A 19604-nucleotide genomic window follows, 5' to 3' on the forward strand; every position below is an offset into this window, starting at 1 on the left:
CCATGGACGACTTCCAACTCGCCAGCATCGTCGTCACGATGATCCGCAATGCGCCGGTCCTGATTTTCGCGGCCATGGCCGGCCTGTTCGCCGAGCGCAGCGGCGTGATCGACCTCGGCCTCGAGGGCAAGATCCTCGCCTCGGCCTTCGTCTCGGCCGGCGTCGCCTATACCTACCAGGATCCGTGGATCGGCATCGCCGCCGGCATCGTGGCCTCCGTGATGCTGGCCATGGTGCAGGCCTTCGTATCGATCACCCAGAAGGGCAACCAGCTGGTCGCCGGCATGGCGATCAACATCGCCATGACCGGCCTGACCTTTGTCGTGGCCCAGTACTTCTTCCAGCAAGGCGGCCGCACGCCGGACCTGGGCGAAGCGCGCCTGACCGACATCGTCCTGCCGGGCACCGCGGCCCTGGCCGATATCCCCTTCATCGGCTGGCTGTACGGCAGCGTGATCGGCGGCCATACCGTGCTGGTCTACCTGGCCTTCCTGCTGCTGCCGGTGGTGCACTGGGTGCTCTACCACAGCCGCTTCGGCCTGCGCCTGCGCGCCTGCGGCGAAAACCCGCATGCGGCCGACGCCGCCGGCGTATCGGTGCAGAAGACCCGCTATACCGCCATGCTGATCGCAGGCGTGCTGTGCTCCTTCTCGGGCGCCTACCTGTCGATCGTCCAGAGCGGTTTCTTCCTGCGCGACATGTCGGCCGGCGCGGGCTACCTGGCGCTGACCGCCATGGTGTTCGGTAACTGGCGCCCGCTGCACACGGTGCTGGGCTGCCTGATGTTCGGCTTCTTCGGCGCGCTGCAAGTGCAGATCGAAGGCGTGGACCTGCCGGTGGTGGGCCGTATCCCGGGCGCGCTGATCCAGATGATCCCGTATGTGCTGACCGTGGTGGTGCTGGCCGGCCTGATGGCCAAGTCGGTGGCCCCGAAAGCGCTGGGCAGGCCTTTCGTCAAGTCACGCTGATCGGCTCGCACGCAACAAAAATGGCCTGCATTTCTGCAGGCCATTTTTTTTGCGCTGGGTCACCGCTTGTTGCACAGCTTGTTAGCAAATGTGACTACCGTAAGGCTTTGTAAGGCTCGTCAACAGGGCTCGGCGGCGGCCCGTTAGATGCCTAGGTGACACGATAAACGTACGCCAGAACCGAACCAGAAAGGATTTACCCAATGAAGAAGACCATTGCTACCCTGATCGTCGCTCTGTCCGCTGCCTCGGCCTACGCCCAGACCACCACCCCGGCAACCCCGGCTACTCCGGCAACCCCGGCAACCTCCGCCACCCCGGCAATGCCGACCACCCCGGCAACCGAAACCTCGGCCACCACCGACTCGTCGGCCACCGCCGGCGGCACCGGCACCACCGCTGCCACCGCCGCTTCGCCGGCCACTCCGGCAACGCCTGCCACCCCGGCGACTCCGGCGTCGGCATCGACCGCCGACAAGACCGACAAGGCTGACGCCAAGCAGGACAAGCACGACAAGAAGTCCAAGCACAAGGACGGCAAGGACGCTTCCAAGTAATTGCAGCATTGCCCGGGCCGGCCTTGCCGCCCGGGTTTCACCCATGCCGTGCGGCCCCGCACGGCATTCTTCCTTACATGCTCGGATCAACCGTTTCCGCCCCGCGCGCCCGCGCCGCGGAACGCTTGAAGGTCCACAACACTCCTACCCCGCCCGACACGCCGCTGTCCTTCACATGCAGCGGACTGTCGCGGTTCGCCGTCCCCTTGTAGCTCTCGAAACGCAGGAAGCCGAACAGGCGTACATCCTCGTTGACGTAGCGCGAGCCGAACAGGCCGAGGCGCGTGAGAAGCAGGCCGGAGTCGGCGGCATACGCTGGCCGCGTGGCCGTTGCATACTGCGGCGCGACTTCGTAGAAGTGGCGGTTGATCCGGCGGTCGCCCAGCACCGCCGACACATTGGCTTCAAACGTCCAGGCCCTGCGCTCACCGGCCATCTCGTAGGCCAGGCGCGGCTCGAAGGTGGCGCCGCGGCCGTGCAGCCCGCCGCGCGCCTCGATCACGGCGCGCAGCGGCAGCTCGAGGCGCAGGCGCCGGTTGCCACCCAGGTCGGCCAGGCGCAGTTTCAGGCGCGGACCGACTTCGACCAGCGGGCCGAGGTCGGGCATGCCCGCGCGTTCGTCCACGTCGTCCGAATCGGACGGCAGGGCGCCGGCGAAGCCGAAGTCGAGTTCGGCCCGGTCGGAGCTGAACAGGCGCGCATTGATGCCGGAACGGTCGGCGCGCAGGACCTCGCCACGGTAGATCACGCTCGGCACGACCAGCACGCGCGTTTCGCGCCCGCTTGAGGCCGGATAGGAAGGCGTGGACAGGGCGGCGGCGCCGAGGCCGATTTCCCACAAGGGGAGATTGCGTTCGTCCGCGGGCTGGGCGGTGGCAGCCAGGGGGAGGAGGCAACAGGCGGCGCAGGCGGCGCAGGCGGCCTTGATAAGAGTGGTCATGGCTTTTCGATAAGATCGGGGAGAACGGATTCTATGCCAAGACCGCGGCGGCGACGAGCGCACGCATCCAAAAACATCATGGGCGCCATTGGCGCCCATGATGGTGTCTGCTGCTGATCTGGCCTGCAGCCGGTCGATCAGCCTTTTTCCGGATAAATTGCCTGCAGCAGCGCCGCGAGGTTATAGCCGCCACGGATCAACTGCTGCTTGGCGATCTCCGAGCTCGGCACCGGGTAGTTGGCCGGCACTTCGAGGGCAAAGGTGTAGTAGGTCTCGCCTTTCTTGCTGGTCTGCGGCGTCAGCTTGCCGGGCGTGACTTCCCTGAAGGCTTCCTTGGCCACGAACAGCGAGTGGTTGGCCCAGGCGTAAGGCACGGTGATCGGATCGCCTTCGATCAGCGGCAGCTGCGCCTTGCCGCTGACGACCTTGTCCGCGAACTGCGCCGGGGTTTTGGTCTGCAGGCGGCGGAACGCGTAGTCGACCGTGGTGCTGTCCCAGTACGAGTGGAAGGGCCGCGTCAGGGACTTCGGCACGCCTTCCTTCACCACTGCCGGTTCGCCCGCGGGAATCACGCGCGCCGCCAGTTCGGCCAGCCTGGCGTCGTCCAGCAGCAGGTTGTTGCTGCCGCGCGTATCGAAGATGACGGTTTCGTTGACTTCCTCCTGGCTGTTCGGGGCGACGAACTTGCCGTCCTTGCCGACATAGGCCGCGCCCACGTGCAGCGGCTGGTGGATGTCGCCGGCGAAGTGGGCCAGCAGGATCAGCGCCTGGCGCTTGGTGAACTTGTGCGGATTCAGCTCAGGATCGGTCTTGCCCTGCAGGACCGCGATGCACTGGCGCAGGGTCTGCACGATGTCGACCCCGGTCCTGCCCACGCCATGGTCGTCGTAGTGGTCGTGCTGAAAGGGCACGTTGGTATAGTGGTACTTGTCGTGCTGCGGGTTGGCGTTGACGTACTCGATCATCTCCGGAGTCTGCTCGCCGCAATAGGTGCCCTTGACGCAGTCGGCCCAGTTGGCGATCAGTTCGAGCGATTCGCCGGGTTTGAGCAGCAGGGCGATTTCCTTTTGCGCCCTGCTGCCCTTGAGCAGCTTGTCGGCGATGGCGCCGATGGCCTTGTGGCCGTCGCGGCCCCAGGCCGCGGCGTCGAAGGATGCGAAGGCGGTGGTGAGCGCCAGTACGCAGGCTAGTTTTTTCATGGTCATCCTTGGTTGAAACGGTCGGCTCATTGGGCCTTGACGATGCGCGGCTCGCTTGGGGCCAGGGCGGCGCCCTGCCCTTCGGTCTGGCGCAGGTAGTCGGCGAAGGCGTCGAGGTCGAGCAGGCCGGTCTCGAGGCGGTTCGTGCCCTTGCCGAATTCCGGATAGTTGTCGCCGCCTTCGGCCAGGAAGTTGTTGGCGACGATGCGGTAGGCCCTAGCGTCTTCGAGCGGCTTGCCGTCCAGGCTGATGGCGGTCACGCGGCTGCCGACCGGACGCTTCTCGTCCCAGGTATAGCTGAAACCATTCGACACCTGCAGCATCGAGCCCATCGAACCATCCTTGTTCCACTGGCGCTCGAGCAGCGCGCGGATCTGGGCGCCGGTCAGGTCCATCACCACCAGGGTATTCCCGAACGGGAGCACGGCCTGCACCTGGCCGAAGGCGGCGACCTTGCCCTCACCGGCTTCCAGGTCCTTGCGGATGCCGCCTTCATTCATGAAGCCGATGCGGGCGCCAACGTTGCGGGTAGCAGCCAGCACCGCGTCCGCGATCAGGTTGCCGAGCGGCGCTTCGCCAGCCGCGTTCTGCTTGCGCAGCACCGGCGCCGTCGCCAGGCGCGCCACCGGGCGCATCAGGGCGGCGCGGCTGCTGTCCTTCACCTTGGCCATGAAGGCGGCCATTTTCTCGTCGGCCGGGAAGGCGCCGCCCTTCATCAGGACGTTCTCGACCTGGACTTCACCTACCTGGCCGACGCCTTTCTCCACCTTCATGGAGATGCGGGTCAGCAGGTGGCCGTAGGACGAGGCCTGGGTCACGGTGCGGCCGTCGACCTTGCACAGGTAGCCCTGGTGGGTGTGGCCCGTGATGACCAGGCGGATCGACGGATCGAGCTGCTTGACGATGTCGACGATCGGGCCTTTCAGCTGGGTGCAGCCGGGCGTCAGCGGATTCTCCGGCGTACTGCCGCCCTGGTGCACCAGGGCCACGATCACGTCCGCGCCCTGACGGCGCATGTCGGGAATGGCGCGGTTGATCGCCGCGGCCTCGTCGCCGAACTCCAGTCCCGCGATGCCCGATGCCATCACCACCGAGCGGGTGTCTTCCAGCACTACGCCGACCAGGCCCACCTTGATGCCCTTGACTTCCTCGATCCTGAAGGCCGGAATGAAGGGCTTGCCGGTGGCCTTGTCGATCACGTTGCCGGCCAGGTAGGTGAACTTGGCGCCGCCATAGTTGCTGGCCATCTGGCAGGCCTTGGCCGGACGCGGCGAATCGCAGCCGCCGTTCTGCTGGCGCAGCAGTTCCTTGCGGCCAGCGTCGAATTCGTGGTTGCCGACCGCGGAGACGCGCAGGTCCAGCATGTTCATCGCCTCGATGGTCGGCTCGTCGGCCCACAGCGAGGACATGGCCGGGCTGGCGCCCACCAGGTCGCCCGCGGAGACGAACAGCAGGTCCTTGTCTTCCTTGCGCCAGGCCTGCAGCGCAGCGGCCACGGCCTCGACGCCGCCGGCGCGGATGGCGGGCGCCTTGCTGCCGTCCGGATTGGTCGGGACATAGCGGCTCGGTTCGAGGTTGCCATGGAAGTCATTCATGGCGATCAGCTTGATGCTGACCGGTTCACGGCTGGCGGTGGTGGCACAGCCGGCCAGGGTCAGGGAAACGGCGACGGCCAATGCGGCGCGCGAGAGTGGTGCCGGAGCACGCAGGGAAACGGTCATGGAGTGTTCTCGATCAAGGAGGGAGGCGATGAGCGCCCTCAGCATTATCACATGGGGTCCCGGTCTTCAGCCATCTTTACGGGCCAGGAACCGGAGCCTTCAACCAATGAAAAACGGCCGGTGTCGCCACCGGCCGTTCTTACCTCACAGGCATCAAGTCAAGTTCTTAGAACTCGTACTTGAAGGTTGCCTGGATGGCCCACTGCGATTCGCCCTTGTTCTGGCGAACGACCTGGTCTTCCACGTTGTTGCGCACGCCGTAGACGTAGCGACCCTGTGCATCCAGGCCGACGTAGTCGACGAAGCTGCGCGCCTGGCCGCCGTTGCCCTGGAAGGCCACTTCCTCGATACGACCCCACTTCTTGTTCAGCAGGTTGCCGAAGTTGAGGATGTCGAGCGCGAAGCTGGCCTTGTGGCTCTTGAAGAAGCCCGGCAGTTCCTGGGTGATCTTCACGTCGAAGCTGTTGGTCCACGGCGAGAAGTCGGTGTTACGGCCGACCACGCCGCCCTTGGCGTTGCGCAGCACTTCGTTTGCGTTGACCACGGCCCAGAAGCGCGCCTCGTTGCTCTTGTTGGTCGCGGTGTCGCCGAAGAACACGACTTCGCCCGAACCTTCTTTCGACGGGATGTACATCAGGTCGTTGCCGGCCAGTCCGTCACCATTCAGGTCGTTGTTGATGGTCCAGCTGTACGGCTTGCCTTCGCGACCTTCATAGAAGACGCCGAGGCGGGTGCGGTACTCGCCGAAGAAGCGCTTCTCCCACGACAGGCGGGCGTTGATACGCTCTTTCACCAGGTACGCCGAGTTGGCGGCGACTTCCTCGTTCGGGTTGAAGACCGAGCGGCCCGAGTAGTTCGAGCCCGAGGTCGACGAGGTCAGCGGCGAGACTTCGCTCGCGTTGCTGTGCGAGTAGGCCACCGACCAGCCGAAGCCCTTGCGGGTCGGGCTCGTCAGCGAGAAGGTCAGGACCTGGGCATCGCCCTTATCGGTGCCCTTGGCCAGCAGCACGTTGCCGTAGCTCAGGTTCGACAGCGCCTTGTTGGTGTTCTGGCAGCCGGTTGCGTTGCCCGCCGAGTTGTTGGTGAAGGTGTAGCAGCTCGCCGACAGACCGTTGGCGTTGTAGTACAGTTCGCGGCCGTCCTTGCCGATGCGGGTCGGTGCGCCCAGGTTCAGGTTCTGGTAGAAGATCGCGTTCTTGTTCTGGGTCGCCAGGAATTCGGCGCCGAACACCAGGCCGCCGACTGGCAGCTCATGCTCGAATGCCAGGTTGGCTTTCCAGATCGACGGCTGGCGCAGGTCCGGCGACAGGATGTCGACGTTGGCCGCCGGGGTCGAGCCGGTGACGGTGCGCTGGGCGTTCACGTCAGGCGTGAACAGGCCGTCGGTCGAAGGGCAGCGGGTTGCACCGTTGCCCGAGCAGGTGATGGTACGGGTAGCCACGCCCGGGTTCGAGAACGGGTTCGACATCCACACGGTCGCCGCCGCGCCCTGGAACAGGCCGACACCACCACGCAGCTGGGTCGGACGCGCCGCGTCGATCTTGTAGTTGAAGCCGACGCGCGGCTGCCACAGCTTGTTGCCGTCGAAGGTACGGGTGTTGTCGACACCGAAGCCGCCGGTCTGGCGCGCGAAGGTGGCGGCATTGCCGGCGATCACAGCCTGGGCCACGGCGGTATTGCGCAGCGGAGTACGGTCGACGCCGGTCACGTCGACGCGGACACCAGCGCTGATGGTCAGGTTGTTGTTGACGGTCCAGTTATCCTGCAGGAACACGCCGGTGTTCTTCATCGTGAACTGGGCGATCGCGTTGCTCAGCGAGCCGCCGACCACCGGCAGCTGCACCGTGTACGACGACGGACGGCCGCGCGAGAAGTTCTCGTAGATCGCGGCGTTGATCTGGGCCGCGCTCGCGGTCGAGCAGTTGATCGAACCGAAGCTGTATGCGAAGTTGTTATCGCACTGGAAGGTGTAGTTGCCGAATACGTTCTGCAGGAAAGCGTTGTACACCTTGTTCTGGGTGTAGTCGGCGCCGACCTTGAATTCGTGGTCGCCCCACAGGTAGTTGGCGCCGGCGTACACGTCCAGGGTCTTGGTGCCCAGCACGTTGTTGTGGCGGCTGTTCTCGGTACCGGTGTTCAGGGAACGGCTTCCGGTACGGGTGCCTGCCGGTGCATCCGACGGCAGCGGGCCGGTGAACGAGAAGTTCATTCGCGGCAGCTTGCTCGCGGTGATCGGCACCGAGTCATAGTCGCGCTGCGAGATCTTGAACTCGGTCGACAGGTTCGGCGTCCAGTCGGAGAACACCTGTCCGACCAGGGTTTCGATGGTCTTGTCCTGGTTGTAGAAGTACGAGCTCAGGGCCACGGCATCGTCGAAGAAGCCAGGGAAGATCGGCTCGTTCTGCGCAGTCTTCGAGTAGCGCAGGCTGGCGCGATGATCGTCGTTGATGTTCCAGTCGAGCTTGAACATGCGTTCTTCCGACTTCATCTTGGTGCCGGCCGGCACTTCGGTTCCGCCGAGATCGATGTTGTACTGGCTCTTGGCGATATCCGTGATACGTGCGATCTGGGCTGGGCTGATGCCGATGGTGGTGCCGGCATTGGTGCCGATGGCGCCGTACTGCGGACCGCTGCGGCTGCTTTCGTAGTTTTCAGCCAGGGCGAAGAAGAACAGCTTGTCCTTGATCAGCGGGCCGCTGACCCACAGGCCCTTGGTGTTGTCCTTGAACTCCGGCGCGTCGAAGTATTCGTCGCGGGTCGTGTCATAGCGCTTGCCGACCAGGCGGTCGTCGCGGGTCACGTAGTAGGCGCCGCCGTGGTACACGTTGGTACCCGACTTGGTGACGGCGTTGACGTTGGCGCCGGTGTAGCCGCGCTGGGTCACGTCGTAGTTGGCGACGTTCACCTGCACCGAGGCGATCGCTTCCATCGAGATCGGCTGGCGGGCGGTCGGGCTGCCGTTGGCTTCCAGGCCGAAGGTGTCGTTCACGGCCACGCCGTCGATGGTCATCGAGTTGTAGCGCGAGTTCTGGCCGGCCACGGACATTTCGCCGCGGTCCTTGTCGGTCTGCGAGACGCGCGGATCGAGACGCGCGAAGTCCTGCAGGTTGCGGTTGATCGATGCCTGGGTTTCGAGGTCGGCGCGGCTGATCGCGGTGACCGAACCCATCGACTGGTTCGAGAAGATTTCGGAGCGGGCCGCCGAACCGGTCACGGTGACGGTCTGCATTTGCTGGCCCAGGGTGGCGTCGACGGCGGCGGTTTCCGCCAGGTCGGTGAACACGCCTTCGCGGCGCTCGGTGACGCCGTCCTTGGTGATGATGATCGTGTAAGGACCGCCTACGCGCAGGCCACGTGCAACGTAACGGCCTTCCGCATCGGTCGTGACATTGCTGACAGAACCGGACTCGGTGTGAACAATCTGCACCTGGGCGCCGGCGGCCGGCTTGCCGTCTGCGGCCGAGATACGGCCACCGATGGCCGAGGTGGTGTTCTGCGCGAAGGCCGGCGTAGCAGCCAATGCAACCGACAAAGCCAGCGCCAGTTTGGTGAGCCGGATCTGTTGTTGAGTGATCATTGATAACCCCAAAAAGAACTTAATAGTTATAACGGGCAGCCGACGGTTGCCCTCTCTTACAAGTACTGCAATCTTTTGTTTGCTGCGTGGTGCGCCGGCGGTCCTGCCAGCTGGCGGCGGCAAGTCTAACGTGCAAGTATTTCAACGAAGTTACACCGCGCGTTTCCTCACACGGGTGCCCGTCAAACGATGTATGCCTTTTGGAAATCAAACTCCAATATGCATGACCGTTATCAAACCGGCAAATTCGTTTTGGCTTCGACATTCATACGTTTGTCGTATAAATACGGACCAGTACGTTGTTGCTACGCCACAGACTCGGCTTGCTACCCAGCAAAATGACAAGGCGGGATTATAAAGGCGGCATTCCTAGGCGAAATTTTTTTAATAAGAAATTCGCCAAACCGAGGAAGGAAGAGGATTTTTTGTAGCAGGAAGGCCACAAAAGATGAATTATTGCTAAGCGAGTGTCAAAAAGTCGCTCGTTCAGGATGACCTGAAGGCGCTCCGCGGTGGCTGCGAAGCGCCTTGTACACAGGCTTACTTTGCTGCAGCCTGCACCTTTGCCAGGGCTGCAATCTTCGCTTCGAAAGCGGCGAAGCGCTCGTCCAGCTGGCGGGTCAGACGTTGTTTTTCTGCCACTGGCAGGAAGGCGTAGCGGATGCTGTTGTACGAGGTCCGTTTCATCTCCGCGTAGTCCGGTTTGTAGCGGCTTGCGAACAGCACGTACTCGTTCGACAGCGTATGCCGGGTGACGCCGGCGTCGTCGGTCGAGATCACGTAGGGCACGCCATATTTACGGTACAGGGTGATCGGGTGGTTCGCACCTTCGACGCCGCTGATGAAGGCGTTCGAAGTCAGGTTGATCTCGACCGGGATGTCGTCCTTGCGCATCCTGGCCATGATGGCCGGGGCGTTGCTCTCGTGCGCCAGGTCGAGGCCGTGGCCGATGCGGTTGGCATTGGCGACCACCAAGGCCTGGTCGATGTGGAATTTCAGGCCTTCCGGCGGCACGTCGCCCATCGCCAGCTCGCCGGCGTGCATGGCCACCTTCACTTCCGGGTAGCGCGATTTCAGGAAGCGGAACATCTTCATGTGCAGCGTGTAGTCGCGCATCGAGACCATGGTGCTTTCCTGGCCGACGATGTTGACGCCCACGATCTTGTCGCTCATGGCCGCGGCCTTGAAGCCCGAGACCATCGAGGAGAACACCTGCGACGGGTTCAGGAGGCGCAGCACATAGGTCTGGTAGCGCATGGTGAAGCGCTCGTCGTCGATGCCCTCGGCCGCCTCGTGGATTTTCGCCACGAAGTCCTCGGTCTGCCTCCTGAAGCCGGCGTCCTGTTCCAGCACGGCCAGCCAGGCCCCCATCTGGGCCTCGAAAGCCCTGTCATCGTGAGCATTGTTCCAGGCCTGGGCGTCGAAGTCCTTGTTCACCACGAACGGCGACATCTTGAACATGGTCTCGATATAGCTGACATTCTCGGCGATGGCGCGCTTCTTGAGTTCCTGCAGGCCTTCGCGGAAGTTCGCGTTCGAGACCGGGCCGAAGAAGCCGAAGGTCTGGAAGAACAGGCGGTCCGGCGGAGGCTGGATCGCGCCATGGTTGCTGAAGTCCTTGTTCGACCAGCGCTGCAGCAGCTCGCGGTAAGTGTAGTCGTCGGCATAGACCTCGGCGGTCGACAGGCAGTTGCGGTCCTCCGCCGGCTTGGCGCGCTCGGCGGCCACCACGTCCTTCCTGGTCTCGATGCGGTAAGTACGCTTGTCGACGCAGTAGCCCTGCTTGTCGAGGAAGTCGACGTACTGCTCGGCGTAGACCGAACCCGAATAATGGTGGTGCAGGTCGCCGCCCTTCGGCATCTGGGTGAAGAACAGGGTCAGCTCGGCGGTCTTCGGCTCGCCGGCGATCAGGCTGGCGTAGTGGCGGGCGGTCGCGGTTTCATTCGCGCTCGTTTTCGCTGCGGCCGGGCCCTTGGCCAGGGCCTGCGGGGCGCCGGCGACGGCCAGGGCGAGCAGGACGCTGCCGGTCAGTTGTTTGTACATGGATCGGGACTTTCTGGTGCGGTGGTTGCTGCAAATACGCGCAGGCTCGCGCCTGCGGTGGACCGCGCAACTCTATACGGTTGAGTTAGCGTTGGCAATATCGCACTGGTATCACGCGTCGCGGGCGTGGACCTGCCTGCCGGCCGAGTACGTCGCCCGGATGGCCCGGTCATCCCCCAGCAATGCCAGCGCGAACAGCAACTCTTCCAGCGAGTCCAGCTGCTTCGTCCTGCGCGCCAGCAGTGGCGTGCAGCTTGGGTCGAGCACGACGAAGTCCGCTTCCGCGCCCGGCTGGAAGTTGCCGACCGTGCCTTCGAGGCCCATGGCGCGGGCCGCGCCCAGCGTGGCCAGGTAGAACATGCGCTCTGCCTTCAGGTAGCTGCCCTTCAGGCGCGCCACCTTGTAGGCCTCGTTCATGGTCTGCAGCATCGAGAACGAGGTGCCGGCGCCGACGTCGGTGCCGAGCGAGAGCAGCGTGCGCGCGCCGTCGGCCTTCTCGAAGTCGAACAGGCCGCTGCCAAGGAACAGGTTGGAGGTCGGGCACACCGCCGCGGCCGAACCGGTGGCCGCCATGCGCGCGAAGTCCTCGTCGTCCAGCCAGATGCAGTGGCCGAACAGGGCGCGCGGGCGCATCAGGCCGAAGCGCTCGTAGACGTCCAGGTAGCTGCGCGCCTGCGGATGCAGCTCGCCCACCCACTTGCACTCGTCCCTGTTTTCCGAGACGTGGGTCTGGATGAAGGTGTCCGGATAGGCCTTGGCCAGTTCGGCCGTCGCACGCAGCTGGGCGTCGGTCGAGGTGGGCGCGAAGCGCGGGGTGATCGCATACAGCTGGCGGCCGCGCTTGTGCCACTTCTCGATCAGGTCCGCGCTGGTGCCGACGCCGCCCTCGAGGTCGCGCAGGAAGTCCGGGCAATGCCGGTCCATCAGCACCTTGCCGGCCACCATGCGCAAGTTGCGCGCCTCGCTAGCCTCGAAAAAGGCGTCCACCGATTGCGGATGCACGGTGCAGTACACCACGGCGGTCGTGGTCCCGCAGCGCAGCAGCTCGTCGAGGAAGAACTCGGCGGTGGCGCGCGCATGCGCCGGATCCTCGAAGCGGCGCTCGGTCGGGAAGGTATAGGTCTCCAGCCAGGGCAGCAGGCCCGGGCTCGGCGAGGCGATCATGTCGGTCTGCGGGTAATGCAGGTGGGTGTCGATGAAGCCCGGCGTAATCAGCTGGCCGCGGTAGTCGTGCGGGGCCACGCCTGGCGGCAGCGTGCCGACCAGGGCGGCGTAATCGCCTGCCGCCTTGACGCGGCCGTCTTCGACGACCAGCAGGCCGTCCTCGTGCCAGGCATAGGCGTCGCTGTCGAAAGCCGGGTCGGCGTGAAAATGCAGCAAGCTCGCACGGTAGGCTTGCACGTTATTGGGTGCGGTGGACATTAGATAAATTCCGTTGAAACGTCTGGCTGGCGGGCGGCTGCTTCCCACACGAGGAGCAGTTGGGCCGCCACGGAGGCCGCGATCACGGCCGGGGCCTTGCCCTCGATGCCGGGTAGGCCGACGGGGCAGACCATCGCGTCGAGGCGCGCGGCATCGATGCCGCGTTCGCGCAGGCGGTGCTCGAACTGGCGGCGCTTGGTGCTTGAACCGATCAGGCCGAACCAATCCCCTGCGCCGGGGCGGGACAGTATCGCGTGGGACAGCTGCAGGTCAAGTGCGTGGCTGTGGGTCATGACCAGGAAGGTGGTGCCGTGTGGTGCTTTTTCAACAAGCGCCTCCGGGGTGTCGGTGGCTTCGACCGTCACGTTGGCCGGGATCGAGGCCGAGAACAGCTCGTCGCGCTCGTCGACCCAGGTGACGCGGCAGGGCAGTTCGGCCAGTGCGCGGACGATGGCGGCGCCGACGTGGCCGGCGCCGAACAGCATCAGGTGGGCGCGCGGGGCGAGGACGGCGTCGGCCAGCCAGAGGCGGTTGTCGGCGTCCTGAAAGATGTGGGTGCCGGCAGCGCGGTCGAATGCGGGAGCGTCCCGGCCGGCAAGCAGTCGCCCACTCCCGTCGAACAAGGACGTAGGGTGGACGGCTCTGCCGTCCGCGCGTTCAACTTGCGATGAAGTCTCGGCTACGCATCCGTTAGTTGAACGCGCGGACGGCGAAGCCGTCCACCCTACAAAAACCACGCGCCACGTATCTTCGTTACGTCGCCTGTTGAGCAATGCAATCTGCTCTGCATCCGCCATCTCGAAAGCCAGCCACGCAATCCCGCCGCAACACTGCCCCAGCTTGGGCCCCAGCGGAAAGCGTTCGACATGCGCCTGCCCCCCGCCCTGCTCCAGCATCGCCCGCGCCATCTCCAGCGCCCGGTGCTCCAGATGCCCGCCGCCGATGGTGCCGCGAAAGCCCTGCGCATCCACCAGCATGCGCGCGCCCGGCTCGCGCGGGACGGAGCCCTCGACGCGGGCGACCGTCACCAGCACTGCCGGCGCGTGCAGCTCCTCATTTGACAACCAGTCTTGCAGCCAATCGCTCATCAAGCGCTCGCCGCTTCGACGGCTGCCACCGCCTTCAGGATCTCTTCGCAGGTGGCCGGCGCGTTCAGCGGCGGATGCACCCGGTGCCCGCCGACCGCGGAGATGGCGTCACGGATCGCGAAGAACACCGAGAACGGCAGCAACAGCGGCGGCTCGCCCACGGCCTTGGAGCGGTGGATGCTGTCCTCGACGTTGCGGTTCCTGAACAGGCGCACGCGGAAGTCTTCCGGGCAGTCGGAAACGCCAGGGATCTTGTAGGTCGAGGGCGCATGCGTCATCAACTTGCCCGCCGGGTTCCACCACAACTCTTCAGTGGTGAGCCAGCCCATGCCCTGGATGAAGGCGCCTTCGACCTGGCCGATGTCGATCGCCGGGTTGAGCGAATTGCCGGCGTCGTAGAGGGCGTCGGCGCGCAGCAGCTTCCATTCGCCGGTGAGCGTGTCCACCACCACTTCCGACACCGCGGCGCCATAGGCGAAGTAGGAGAAGGGATGGCCGTTCATGGTCTTCGGGTCCCAGTGCAGGCCGGGGGTGGCATAGAAGCCGTCGGACCACAGCTGCACCCGGGCCAGGTAGGCCTTGGCCACCACTTCGCTGAAGCGCAGCGCTTCTCCGTTCACGAACACGGTGTCGTCGGCAAAATGGACTTCAGAAGCACTGGCGCCGAACTCCGCTGCGACGAAGGCGGCCAGCCGGTCGCGGATCTTGCGCGCGGCGTCCTGCGCGGCCTTGCCGTTCAGGTCCGCGCCGGTCGAGGCGGCGGTGGCCGATGTGTTGGCGACCTTGCTGGTATTGGTGGCGGTGGCGCGCACGCGCGCCAGGTCCACGCCCAGTTCGTGCGCCACCACCTGCATCACCTTGGTGTTGATGCCCTGCCCCATCTCGGTGCCGCCGTGGTTCACCAGGATCGAGCCGTCCACGTAGACGTGCACCAGCGCGCCCGCCTGGTTCAGGTGGGTGACGTTGAAGGCGATGCCGAATTTGACGGGGGTGAGCGCCAGGCCCTTCTTGAGCACGGGGCTGGCGCGGTTGAAGTCCGCGATCGCCACACGGCGCGCGCGGTACTCGCTGGTCTGCTCGAGCTCCGCCACCAGCTCGTGGATGACGTTGTCGACGATGGCCTGGCCGTAAGGCGTGACGTTGCGCTCGGTCCTACCGTAGAAGTTCAGGCGGCGGATGTCGAGCGGGTCGCGGCCGAGATTGCGCGCGATCTCGTCGATCACGTATTCGATGGCGATCGCACCCTGCGGTCCGCCGAAGCCGCGGAAGGCGGTGTTCGACTGGGTATTGGTCTTGCCGCAGGCAGCGCGGATCTCGACGTCGGACAGGTAATAGGTATTGTCGAAGTGGCAGACGGCGCGCGTCGCCACCGGACCGGACAGGTCGGCCGAGAAGCCGGCGCGCGTGACCATGTCGACCTTCGCGGCGAGGATGCGCCCTTCTTCGTCGTAGCCGACTTCGTATTCGTAATGGAAGCAGTGGCGCTTGCCGGTGACCAGCATGTCGTCGTCGCGGTCGGCGCGCAGCTTGACCGGGCGGCGCGTGCGCACCGCGGCAATCGCCGCAGCTGCCGCCCACAGCGCCGACTGCGATTCCTTGCCGCCGAAGCCGCCGCCCATGCGGCGGCACTCGACCGTCACGTGGTGCGAATGCAGGCCGAGCGCATGTGCCACCACGTGCTGCATCTCGCTCGGGTGCTGGGTCGAGCAGTAGACGTGCATGCCGTGGTCTTCGCCGGGGATGGCGTAGGCGATCTGGCCTTCGAGGTAGAACTGTTCCTGGCCGCCCACGAGCAGTTCGCCTTTCACGCGGTGCGGCGCCCCGGCAAAGGCGCTTTGCGCGTCGCCGCGCGCCAGGCGCATCGGCGGCAGCACATAGGACTGGGCGGCGCGCGCTTCCTGCGGCGTGAGAATCGCCGGCAGGTCTTCGTAGTCGATCCTGGCCAGCCTGGCGGCCCGGCGCGCGTTGTCGTGGCTGTCGGCGACGACGATGAAGACCGGCTGGCCCACGTACTGGACCAGGCCGTCGGCCAGGATCGGGTCGTCATGGATGATGGGGCCGCAGTCGTTCAGCCCCGGAATGTCCTGCGCGGTAAGCACCGCCACCACGCCGCGGCTGGCTGCTACCTGTTCCAGGTCGATACCCAGGATGCGCGCATGGGCGCGGCCGGACAGGCCGAGCGCCGCATGCAGGGTGCCGGCGGTTTCGCGGATATCGTCGGTATAGGTGGCCTGGCCGAGCACGTGCAGCACGGCGGATTCGTGCGGGCGCGCGCGCCCGACTTCGGTCCACTGGGCCGCGTCGAGGATGGGAGTGCCTGCGTCGTTCATGTCCGTTCTCCTCTCAAGCGGCCGCGAAGGCATTGACCGCGCTGACCGGCAGCGGATTGTCGAGGCGGGTCTCGAACCAGAAGCGGCGCAGCAGGTTTTGCGCAGCCAGCATGCGGTAGGCGCTGGAGGCGCGCATGTCGCTCAGCGGCGCGTAATCCTGGGCCAGCGCGCTCATGGCGGCGCGCAGCGCGGCCTCGTTCCACGGCTGGCCGATGAGAAGCGCTTCGGCCCTGGCGGCGCGCTTGGGCGTGGCCGCCATGCCGCCAAAGGCGATGCGTGCGGCGGCCACGGTGTCGCCGTCGAGCGTGACGGCAAAGGCCGCGCACACGCTTGATATGTCCTGGTCGAAGCGCTTGGCCAGTTTATAGGTGCGGAAACGCAGGCCGACGCCTGGCAACGGCACGCGTACTGCCTGCACGAACTCGCCCGGCTGCAGGTCTTTCTGCTGGTAGCCGAGATAAAAATCTTCCAGCGCCAGCACCCGCTCGCCCGCCGCGCCGCGCAGCACCACCTGGCTGCCCAGGGCGATCAGCCAGGGCATCGAGTCGCCGATCGGCGAGCCGTTGGCAACGTTGCCGCCCAGCGTGCCGGCATTGCGGATCGGGAGCGAGGCGAAGCGCTGCCACATCTCCGTCAACGCATCCGGATAGTGGCGGCAGATGGCCGCGTAGGCATCGTTCAGGCTCACGCCCGCGCCGATCTCCAGGGTGTCGCCGGATTCGGCCAGTGTCTTGAGTTCGTCCACCTGGCCCAGGTAGATGATGTCGCTCAGCTCGCGCATCTGCTTGGTGACCCAGAGGCCGACGTCGGTCGAGCCGGCCAGCATCAGGGCCTGCGGGAATTCGCTGCGCAGCTGCACCAGTTCGGAGAGCGTGCGCGGGACGTGGAAGCGCCCGCCTTGCGCTTCATACGTGAAGCCATGGGTGCGCTGCAGCACGCGCAGGCGCTCGGCCAGCGCGGCGCGGTCAAAGCTTGCGGGCGGCAGCTCGACCATGCGGCGGGCCGCATCGATGATCGGGCGATAGCCGGTGCAGCGGCACAGGTTGCCCGAGAGCGCATCGTCGATCTGGCAGCGCGAAGGCCGGCGTCCGGAAAGCCCTTGGCTTTCCTGCTTCAGGTACATGCCCCACAGCGACATGGCGAAGCCCGGGGTGCAGAAACCGCACTGCGAACCGTGGCACTCGACCAGGGCCTGCTGGACCGGGTGCAGGCTGCCGTCGGGCTGCTGCAGGTCTTCGACCGTGAACAAGGCCTTGCCGTCGAGCGTGGGCGTGAACTGGATGCAGGAATTGACCGCCTTGAGCTGCAATTCGCCGTCTTCCAGCGAGCCGATCACCACCGTGCAGGCGCCGCAATCGCCCTCGGCACAACCTTCCTTGGTGCCGGTGCAATGCAGGTCCTCCCGCAAGTGCTGCAGGATGGTCTGCGTCGGCTGCGCGTCACGTACTTCGTGGACGGCGCCGCGGTAAAAGAAGCGGATCGGCTCTGGCATTCTGTTCTCTCTTGGCTGCAAAAGCGGCAAGGGCGGAAGGCTACCACCCGGATGCACACCACTTATAAGATAATCTATATATTAATTATCAATATATTCGTATATCTTATGAATCGCCCTGCCCTTTCATTTTAGGAAAGGATGCAGCGTTTTCCAGTGGTTCGCGATGTCGATGCGGCGCGTGATCCAGACCTTATCATGCCCCTGGACATAGTCGAGGAAGCGCGCCAGTGCCGCGGCGCGCGCCGGCCGCCCCACCAGCCGGCAATGCAGGCCGATCGACAGCATCTTCGGGCGGTCCAGGCCGTTCGGGTCGCCCTCGGCATACAGCACGTTGAAGGCGTCTTTCAGGTAGTCGAAGAACTGGGTGCCCGAGTTAAAACCCTGCAGGGCGGCGAAACGCATGTCGTTGGTGTCGAGCGTATACGGCACCACCAGGTGCGGCACCCGCCGGCCGTCGCTGGTCTCGACCTGTTGCCAGAACGGCAGGTCGTCGCCGTAATGGTCGGCGTCGTAGGCGAAGCCGCCGTGCTCGACCACCAGCCGGCGCGTGTTGGGCGAGTCGCGCCCGGTATACCAGCCGAGCGGCGCTTCGCCGGTCAGCTCGCGCAGGATCTGCACCGCTTCCAGCATGTGGGCGCGCTCAGTCGCTTCGTCGACGTTCTGGTACGAGATCCAGCGCAGCCCGTGGCAGGCGATCTCGTGGCCCAGTTCGCGGAAGGCGCTGGCCGCCTCGGGATGGCGCCTGAGCGCCATCGCCACGGCGAACACCGTCAGCGGCAGGCCGCGTTCCTCGAACAGGCGCAGCACCCGCCACAGGCCGGCGCGCGAACCGTATTCGTAGAGCGACTCCATGCTCATGTGGCGCATTGGGAAGGCTTGCGCCCCGATGATCTCGGACAGGAAGGTTTCGGAGGCCGGGTCGCCGTGCAGCACGCAGTTCTCGCCGCCCTCCTCGTAGTTCAGCACGAACTGCAGGGCCACGCGCGCGCCGCCGGGCCAGCGCGCATGCGGCGGATTGCGGCCGTAGCCGACCAGGTCGCGCGGATAAGTCGAGTAGGTGTCCATGGGCTCGGAAAGAGGCAGGTATATCGGGGATCATATATTGCAGGAAGCACAACGGTATATGATTGCCCGCATACTTCCACTCATTCTGCTGATATGGGCAAACTCTCCACCCACGTGCTCGATACCGCCCACGGCCGCCCCGGCGCGGGGGTCAAGATCGAGCTGTATGCCGTACACGCCGACGGGCGCAGCCTGGTTAAAACTGCCGTCACCAACCAGGATGGCCGCTGCGACGAAGCCTTACTCGAGGGAATCTTCCTGCAGCGAGGCCAATACGAACTCGTGTTTTTTGCAGGTGATTACTTTGCCGGGATGGGGGTCGATTTGCCCTCGCCCCGCTTTCTGGACCGGATCGTCATCGCGTTCGGCATCTTCGAGCTGGATCAGAACTACCATGTGCCGCTGGTAATGACACCCTGGTCGTATTCCACCTACCGGGGCAGCTAGCATCCGGACGCGGCCGGCGCCTGAAACTTGCTATGCTCGACCTCATCGCGTTGGGAGCACCCATGGCATTGCATATCGTTCATTTCATCGGACCGATCAACCACCATTCCGCCAGCAGCATTCGCAACAATTGCTTGCAGGCGCTGCAAAACGGCGCGACCGAGATCGAACTGCACATGTCCAGCGAGGGCGGCAACATGACGGCCGGCTTCGCCCTGTATTTCTTCCTGAAGTCGCTGCCGGTGCCGCTTACCACCCACAATATCGGCAGCGTGGAATCGGTGGCCGTGGTCATCTTCCTGGCCGGGCAAAAACGCTATGCCTGCCCCGGCACCCGCTTCCTGATCCACCCGCTGCACTGGGGTTTCGGCAGCCTGGTTGCGGCCGACCACTCGCGTGTCTCCGAATGGCGTGACTGCCTCGACTTCGACGCCGAGCGCTATGCCAGCATCTTCCTCGAGGCCACGACCGCCGCCGGCTCCCCCACCGACATCCGCAGCAACCTGACCGGCAATGCGCGCATCTTCGACGCCGACGGGGCGGTGAAGGCCGGCATCGTCCACCGCGCCGTGCAGGCGCAGCTGCCGGCAGCCGGGTCCACATGCCATTGGTGGAATTGATCTGACAACACGCTGTTTCAATTGCACAACACGTAATGACATTTCGGAATGAAATGTCACCAATTGTCGTCTTTTGAGTTGCATCAAAAATTGCTCGCTGGATAGAATAATTTCCAGAGTTTCACGGCGCTG

General features: G+C 64.9%; 14 protein-coding genes. 4 read left to right on the forward strand and 10 right to left on the reverse strand.

Annotated elements, in window-relative coordinates:
* The first annotated feature begins 2 nt into the window (after positions 1-2).
* Together YWC_RS0114125 and YWC_RS32815 are read left to right on the forward strand one after the other, a co-directional pair.
* Positions 3-968 (forward strand): ABC transporter permease, encoded by a 966-nt coding sequence (locus YWC_RS0114125; RefSeq protein WP_027865966.1) that lies wholly within the window; start codon positions 3-5, stop codon positions 966-968.
* 203 nt (positions 969-1171) lie between these two features.
* Entirely contained in the window at positions 1172-1525 is a 354-nt protein-coding gene (locus YWC_RS32815) for a hypothetical protein (protein ID WP_051306457.1), read from the forward strand.
* A gap of 73 nt (positions 1526-1598) precedes the next feature.
* Here YWC_RS32815 and YWC_RS0114135 read toward each other — a convergent pair whose 3' ends face one another.
* From YWC_RS0114135 to puuE, 10 genes are all read right to left on the reverse strand, one after another.
* A complete protein-coding gene (locus tag YWC_RS0114135; RefSeq protein ID WP_027865967.1) occupies positions 1599-2465 on the reverse strand; it encodes a MipA/OmpV family protein in 867 nt (288 codons plus the stop codon).
* 137 nt (positions 2466-2602) lie between these two features.
* Complete coding sequence (locus YWC_RS0114140; protein ID WP_027865968.1) at positions 2603-3664, reverse strand: S1/P1 nuclease; 1062 nt, start codon at positions 3662-3664, stop codon at positions 2603-2605.
* Positions 3665-3690: 26 nt separating this feature from the next.
* Positions 3691-5385: a bifunctional metallophosphatase/5'-nucleotidase gene (locus YWC_RS0114145; RefSeq protein WP_027865969.1), complete on the reverse strand. Its 1695-nt coding sequence runs from the start codon at positions 5383-5385 to the stop codon at positions 3691-3693.
* A gap of 166 nt (positions 5386-5551) precedes the next feature.
* The gene (locus YWC_RS0114150; RefSeq protein WP_027865970.1) at positions 5552-8962 is read right to left on the reverse strand and encodes a TonB-dependent receptor; all 3411 of its coding nucleotides are present in this window, start codon (positions 8960-8962) and stop codon (positions 5552-5554) included.
* 540 nt (positions 8963-9502) lie between these two features.
* Positions 9503-11005: an amidohydrolase family protein gene (locus YWC_RS0114155; protein WP_027865971.1), complete on the reverse strand. Its 1503-nt coding sequence runs from the start codon at positions 11003-11005 to the stop codon at positions 9503-9505.
* Positions 11006-11116: 111 nt separating this feature from the next.
* A complete protein-coding gene (guaD, locus tag YWC_RS0114160) occupies positions 11117-12427 on the reverse strand; it encodes a guanine deaminase (protein WP_027865972.1) in 1311 nt (436 codons plus the stop codon).
* A complete protein-coding gene (gene xdhC, locus YWC_RS0114165; RefSeq protein WP_036214384.1) occupies positions 12427-13515 on the reverse strand; it encodes a xanthine dehydrogenase accessory protein XdhC in 1089 nt (362 codons plus the stop codon). The genes guaD and xdhC overlap by 1 nt, the downstream gene beginning before the upstream one ends.
* The gene (gene xdhB, locus YWC_RS0114170) at positions 13515-15845 is read right to left on the reverse strand and encodes a xanthine dehydrogenase molybdopterin binding subunit (RefSeq protein ID WP_027865974.1); all 2331 of its coding nucleotides are present in this window, start codon (positions 15843-15845) and stop codon (positions 13515-13517) included. The genes xdhC and xdhB overlap by 1 nt, the downstream gene beginning before the upstream one ends.
* Positions 15846-15858: 13 nt before the next feature.
* The gene (gene xdhA / locus YWC_RS0114175) at positions 15859-17337 is read right to left on the reverse strand and encodes a xanthine dehydrogenase small subunit (RefSeq protein ID WP_027865975.1); all 1479 of its coding nucleotides are present in this window, start codon (positions 17335-17337) and stop codon (positions 15859-15861) included.
* A gap of 126 nt (positions 17338-17463) precedes the next feature.
* Positions 17464-18405 carry an allantoinase PuuE gene (gene puuE / locus YWC_RS0114180; RefSeq protein ID WP_027865976.1) on the reverse strand — a complete coding sequence of 314 codons (942 nt, stop codon included), beginning with the start codon at positions 18403-18405 and terminating at the stop codon, positions 17464-17466.
* 93 nt (positions 18406-18498) lie between these two features.
* Here puuE and uraH point away from each other — a divergent pair, with 93 nt between their 5' ends.
* Both uraH and YWC_RS0114190 read left to right on the forward strand, forming a co-directional pair.
* Entirely contained in the window at positions 18499-18852 is a 354-nt protein-coding gene (gene uraH, locus YWC_RS0114185; RefSeq protein ID WP_027865977.1) for a hydroxyisourate hydrolase, read from the forward strand.
* Between the two features lie 62 nt (positions 18853-18914).
* Positions 18915-19472, forward strand: a complete 558-nt coding sequence (locus YWC_RS0114190) for an ATP-dependent Clp protease proteolytic subunit (RefSeq protein WP_027865978.1) — start codon at positions 18915-18917, stop codon at positions 19470-19472.
* Positions 19473-19604: the final 132 nt, after the last annotated feature.

It is taken from the genome of Massilia alkalitolerans DSM 17462 (genome assembly GCF_000427785.1).
Classification (GTDB): domain Bacteria; phylum Pseudomonadota; class Gammaproteobacteria; order Burkholderiales; family Burkholderiaceae_D; genus Telluria; species Telluria alkalitolerans.

Bases quoted from the DNA above. Each gene is read 5' to 3' on its own strand.
- YWC_RS0114145 (WP_027865969.1), bottom strand. From the start codon at position 5,385: ATGACCGTTTCCCTGCGTGCTCCGGCACCACTCTCGCGCGCCGCATTG.
- YWC_RS0114190 (WP_027865978.1), top strand. From the start codon at position 18,915: ATGGCATTGCATATCGTTCATTTCATCGGACCGATCAACCACCATTCC.
- puuE (WP_027865976.1), bottom strand. From the start codon at position 18,405: ATGGACACCTACTCGACTTATCCGCGCGACCTGGTCGGCTACGGCCGC.
- YWC_RS0114155 (WP_027865971.1), bottom strand. From the start codon at position 11,005: ATGTACAAACAACTGACCGGCAGCGTCCTGCTCGCCCTGGCCGTCGCC.
- xdhA (WP_027865975.1), bottom strand. From the start codon at position 17,337: ATGCCAGAGCCGATCCGCTTCTTTTACCGCGGCGCCGTCCACGAAGTA.
- uraH (WP_027865977.1), top strand. From the start codon at position 18,499: ATGGGCAAACTCTCCACCCACGTGCTCGATACCGCCCACGGCCGCCCC.
- YWC_RS32815 (WP_051306457.1), top strand. From the start codon at position 1,172: ATGAAGAAGACCATTGCTACCCTGATCGTCGCTCTGTCCGCTGCCTCG.
- YWC_RS0114135 (WP_027865967.1), bottom strand. From the start codon at position 2,465: ATGACCACTCTTATCAAGGCCGCCTGCGCCGCCTGCGCCGCCTGTTGC.
- YWC_RS0114125 (WP_027865966.1), top strand. From the start codon at position 3: ATGGACGACTTCCAACTCGCCAGCATCGTCGTCACGATGATCCGCAAT.
- xdhC (WP_036214384.1), bottom strand. From the start codon at position 13,515: ATGAGCGATTGGCTGCAAGACTGGTTGTCAAATGAGGAGCTGCACGCG.
- YWC_RS0114140 (WP_027865968.1), bottom strand. From the start codon at position 3,664: ATGAAAAAACTAGCCTGCGTACTGGCGCTCACCACCGCCTTCGCATCC.
- xdhB (WP_027865974.1), bottom strand. From the start codon at position 15,845: ATGAACGACGCAGGCACTCCCATCCTCGACGCGGCCCAGTGGACCGAA.
- guaD (WP_027865972.1), bottom strand. From the start codon at position 12,427: ATGTCCACCGCACCCAATAACGTGCAAGCCTACCGTGCGAGCTTGCTG.
- YWC_RS0114150 (WP_027865970.1), bottom strand. From the start codon at position 8,962: ATGATCACTCAACAACAGATCCGGCTCACCAAACTGGCGCTGGCTTTG.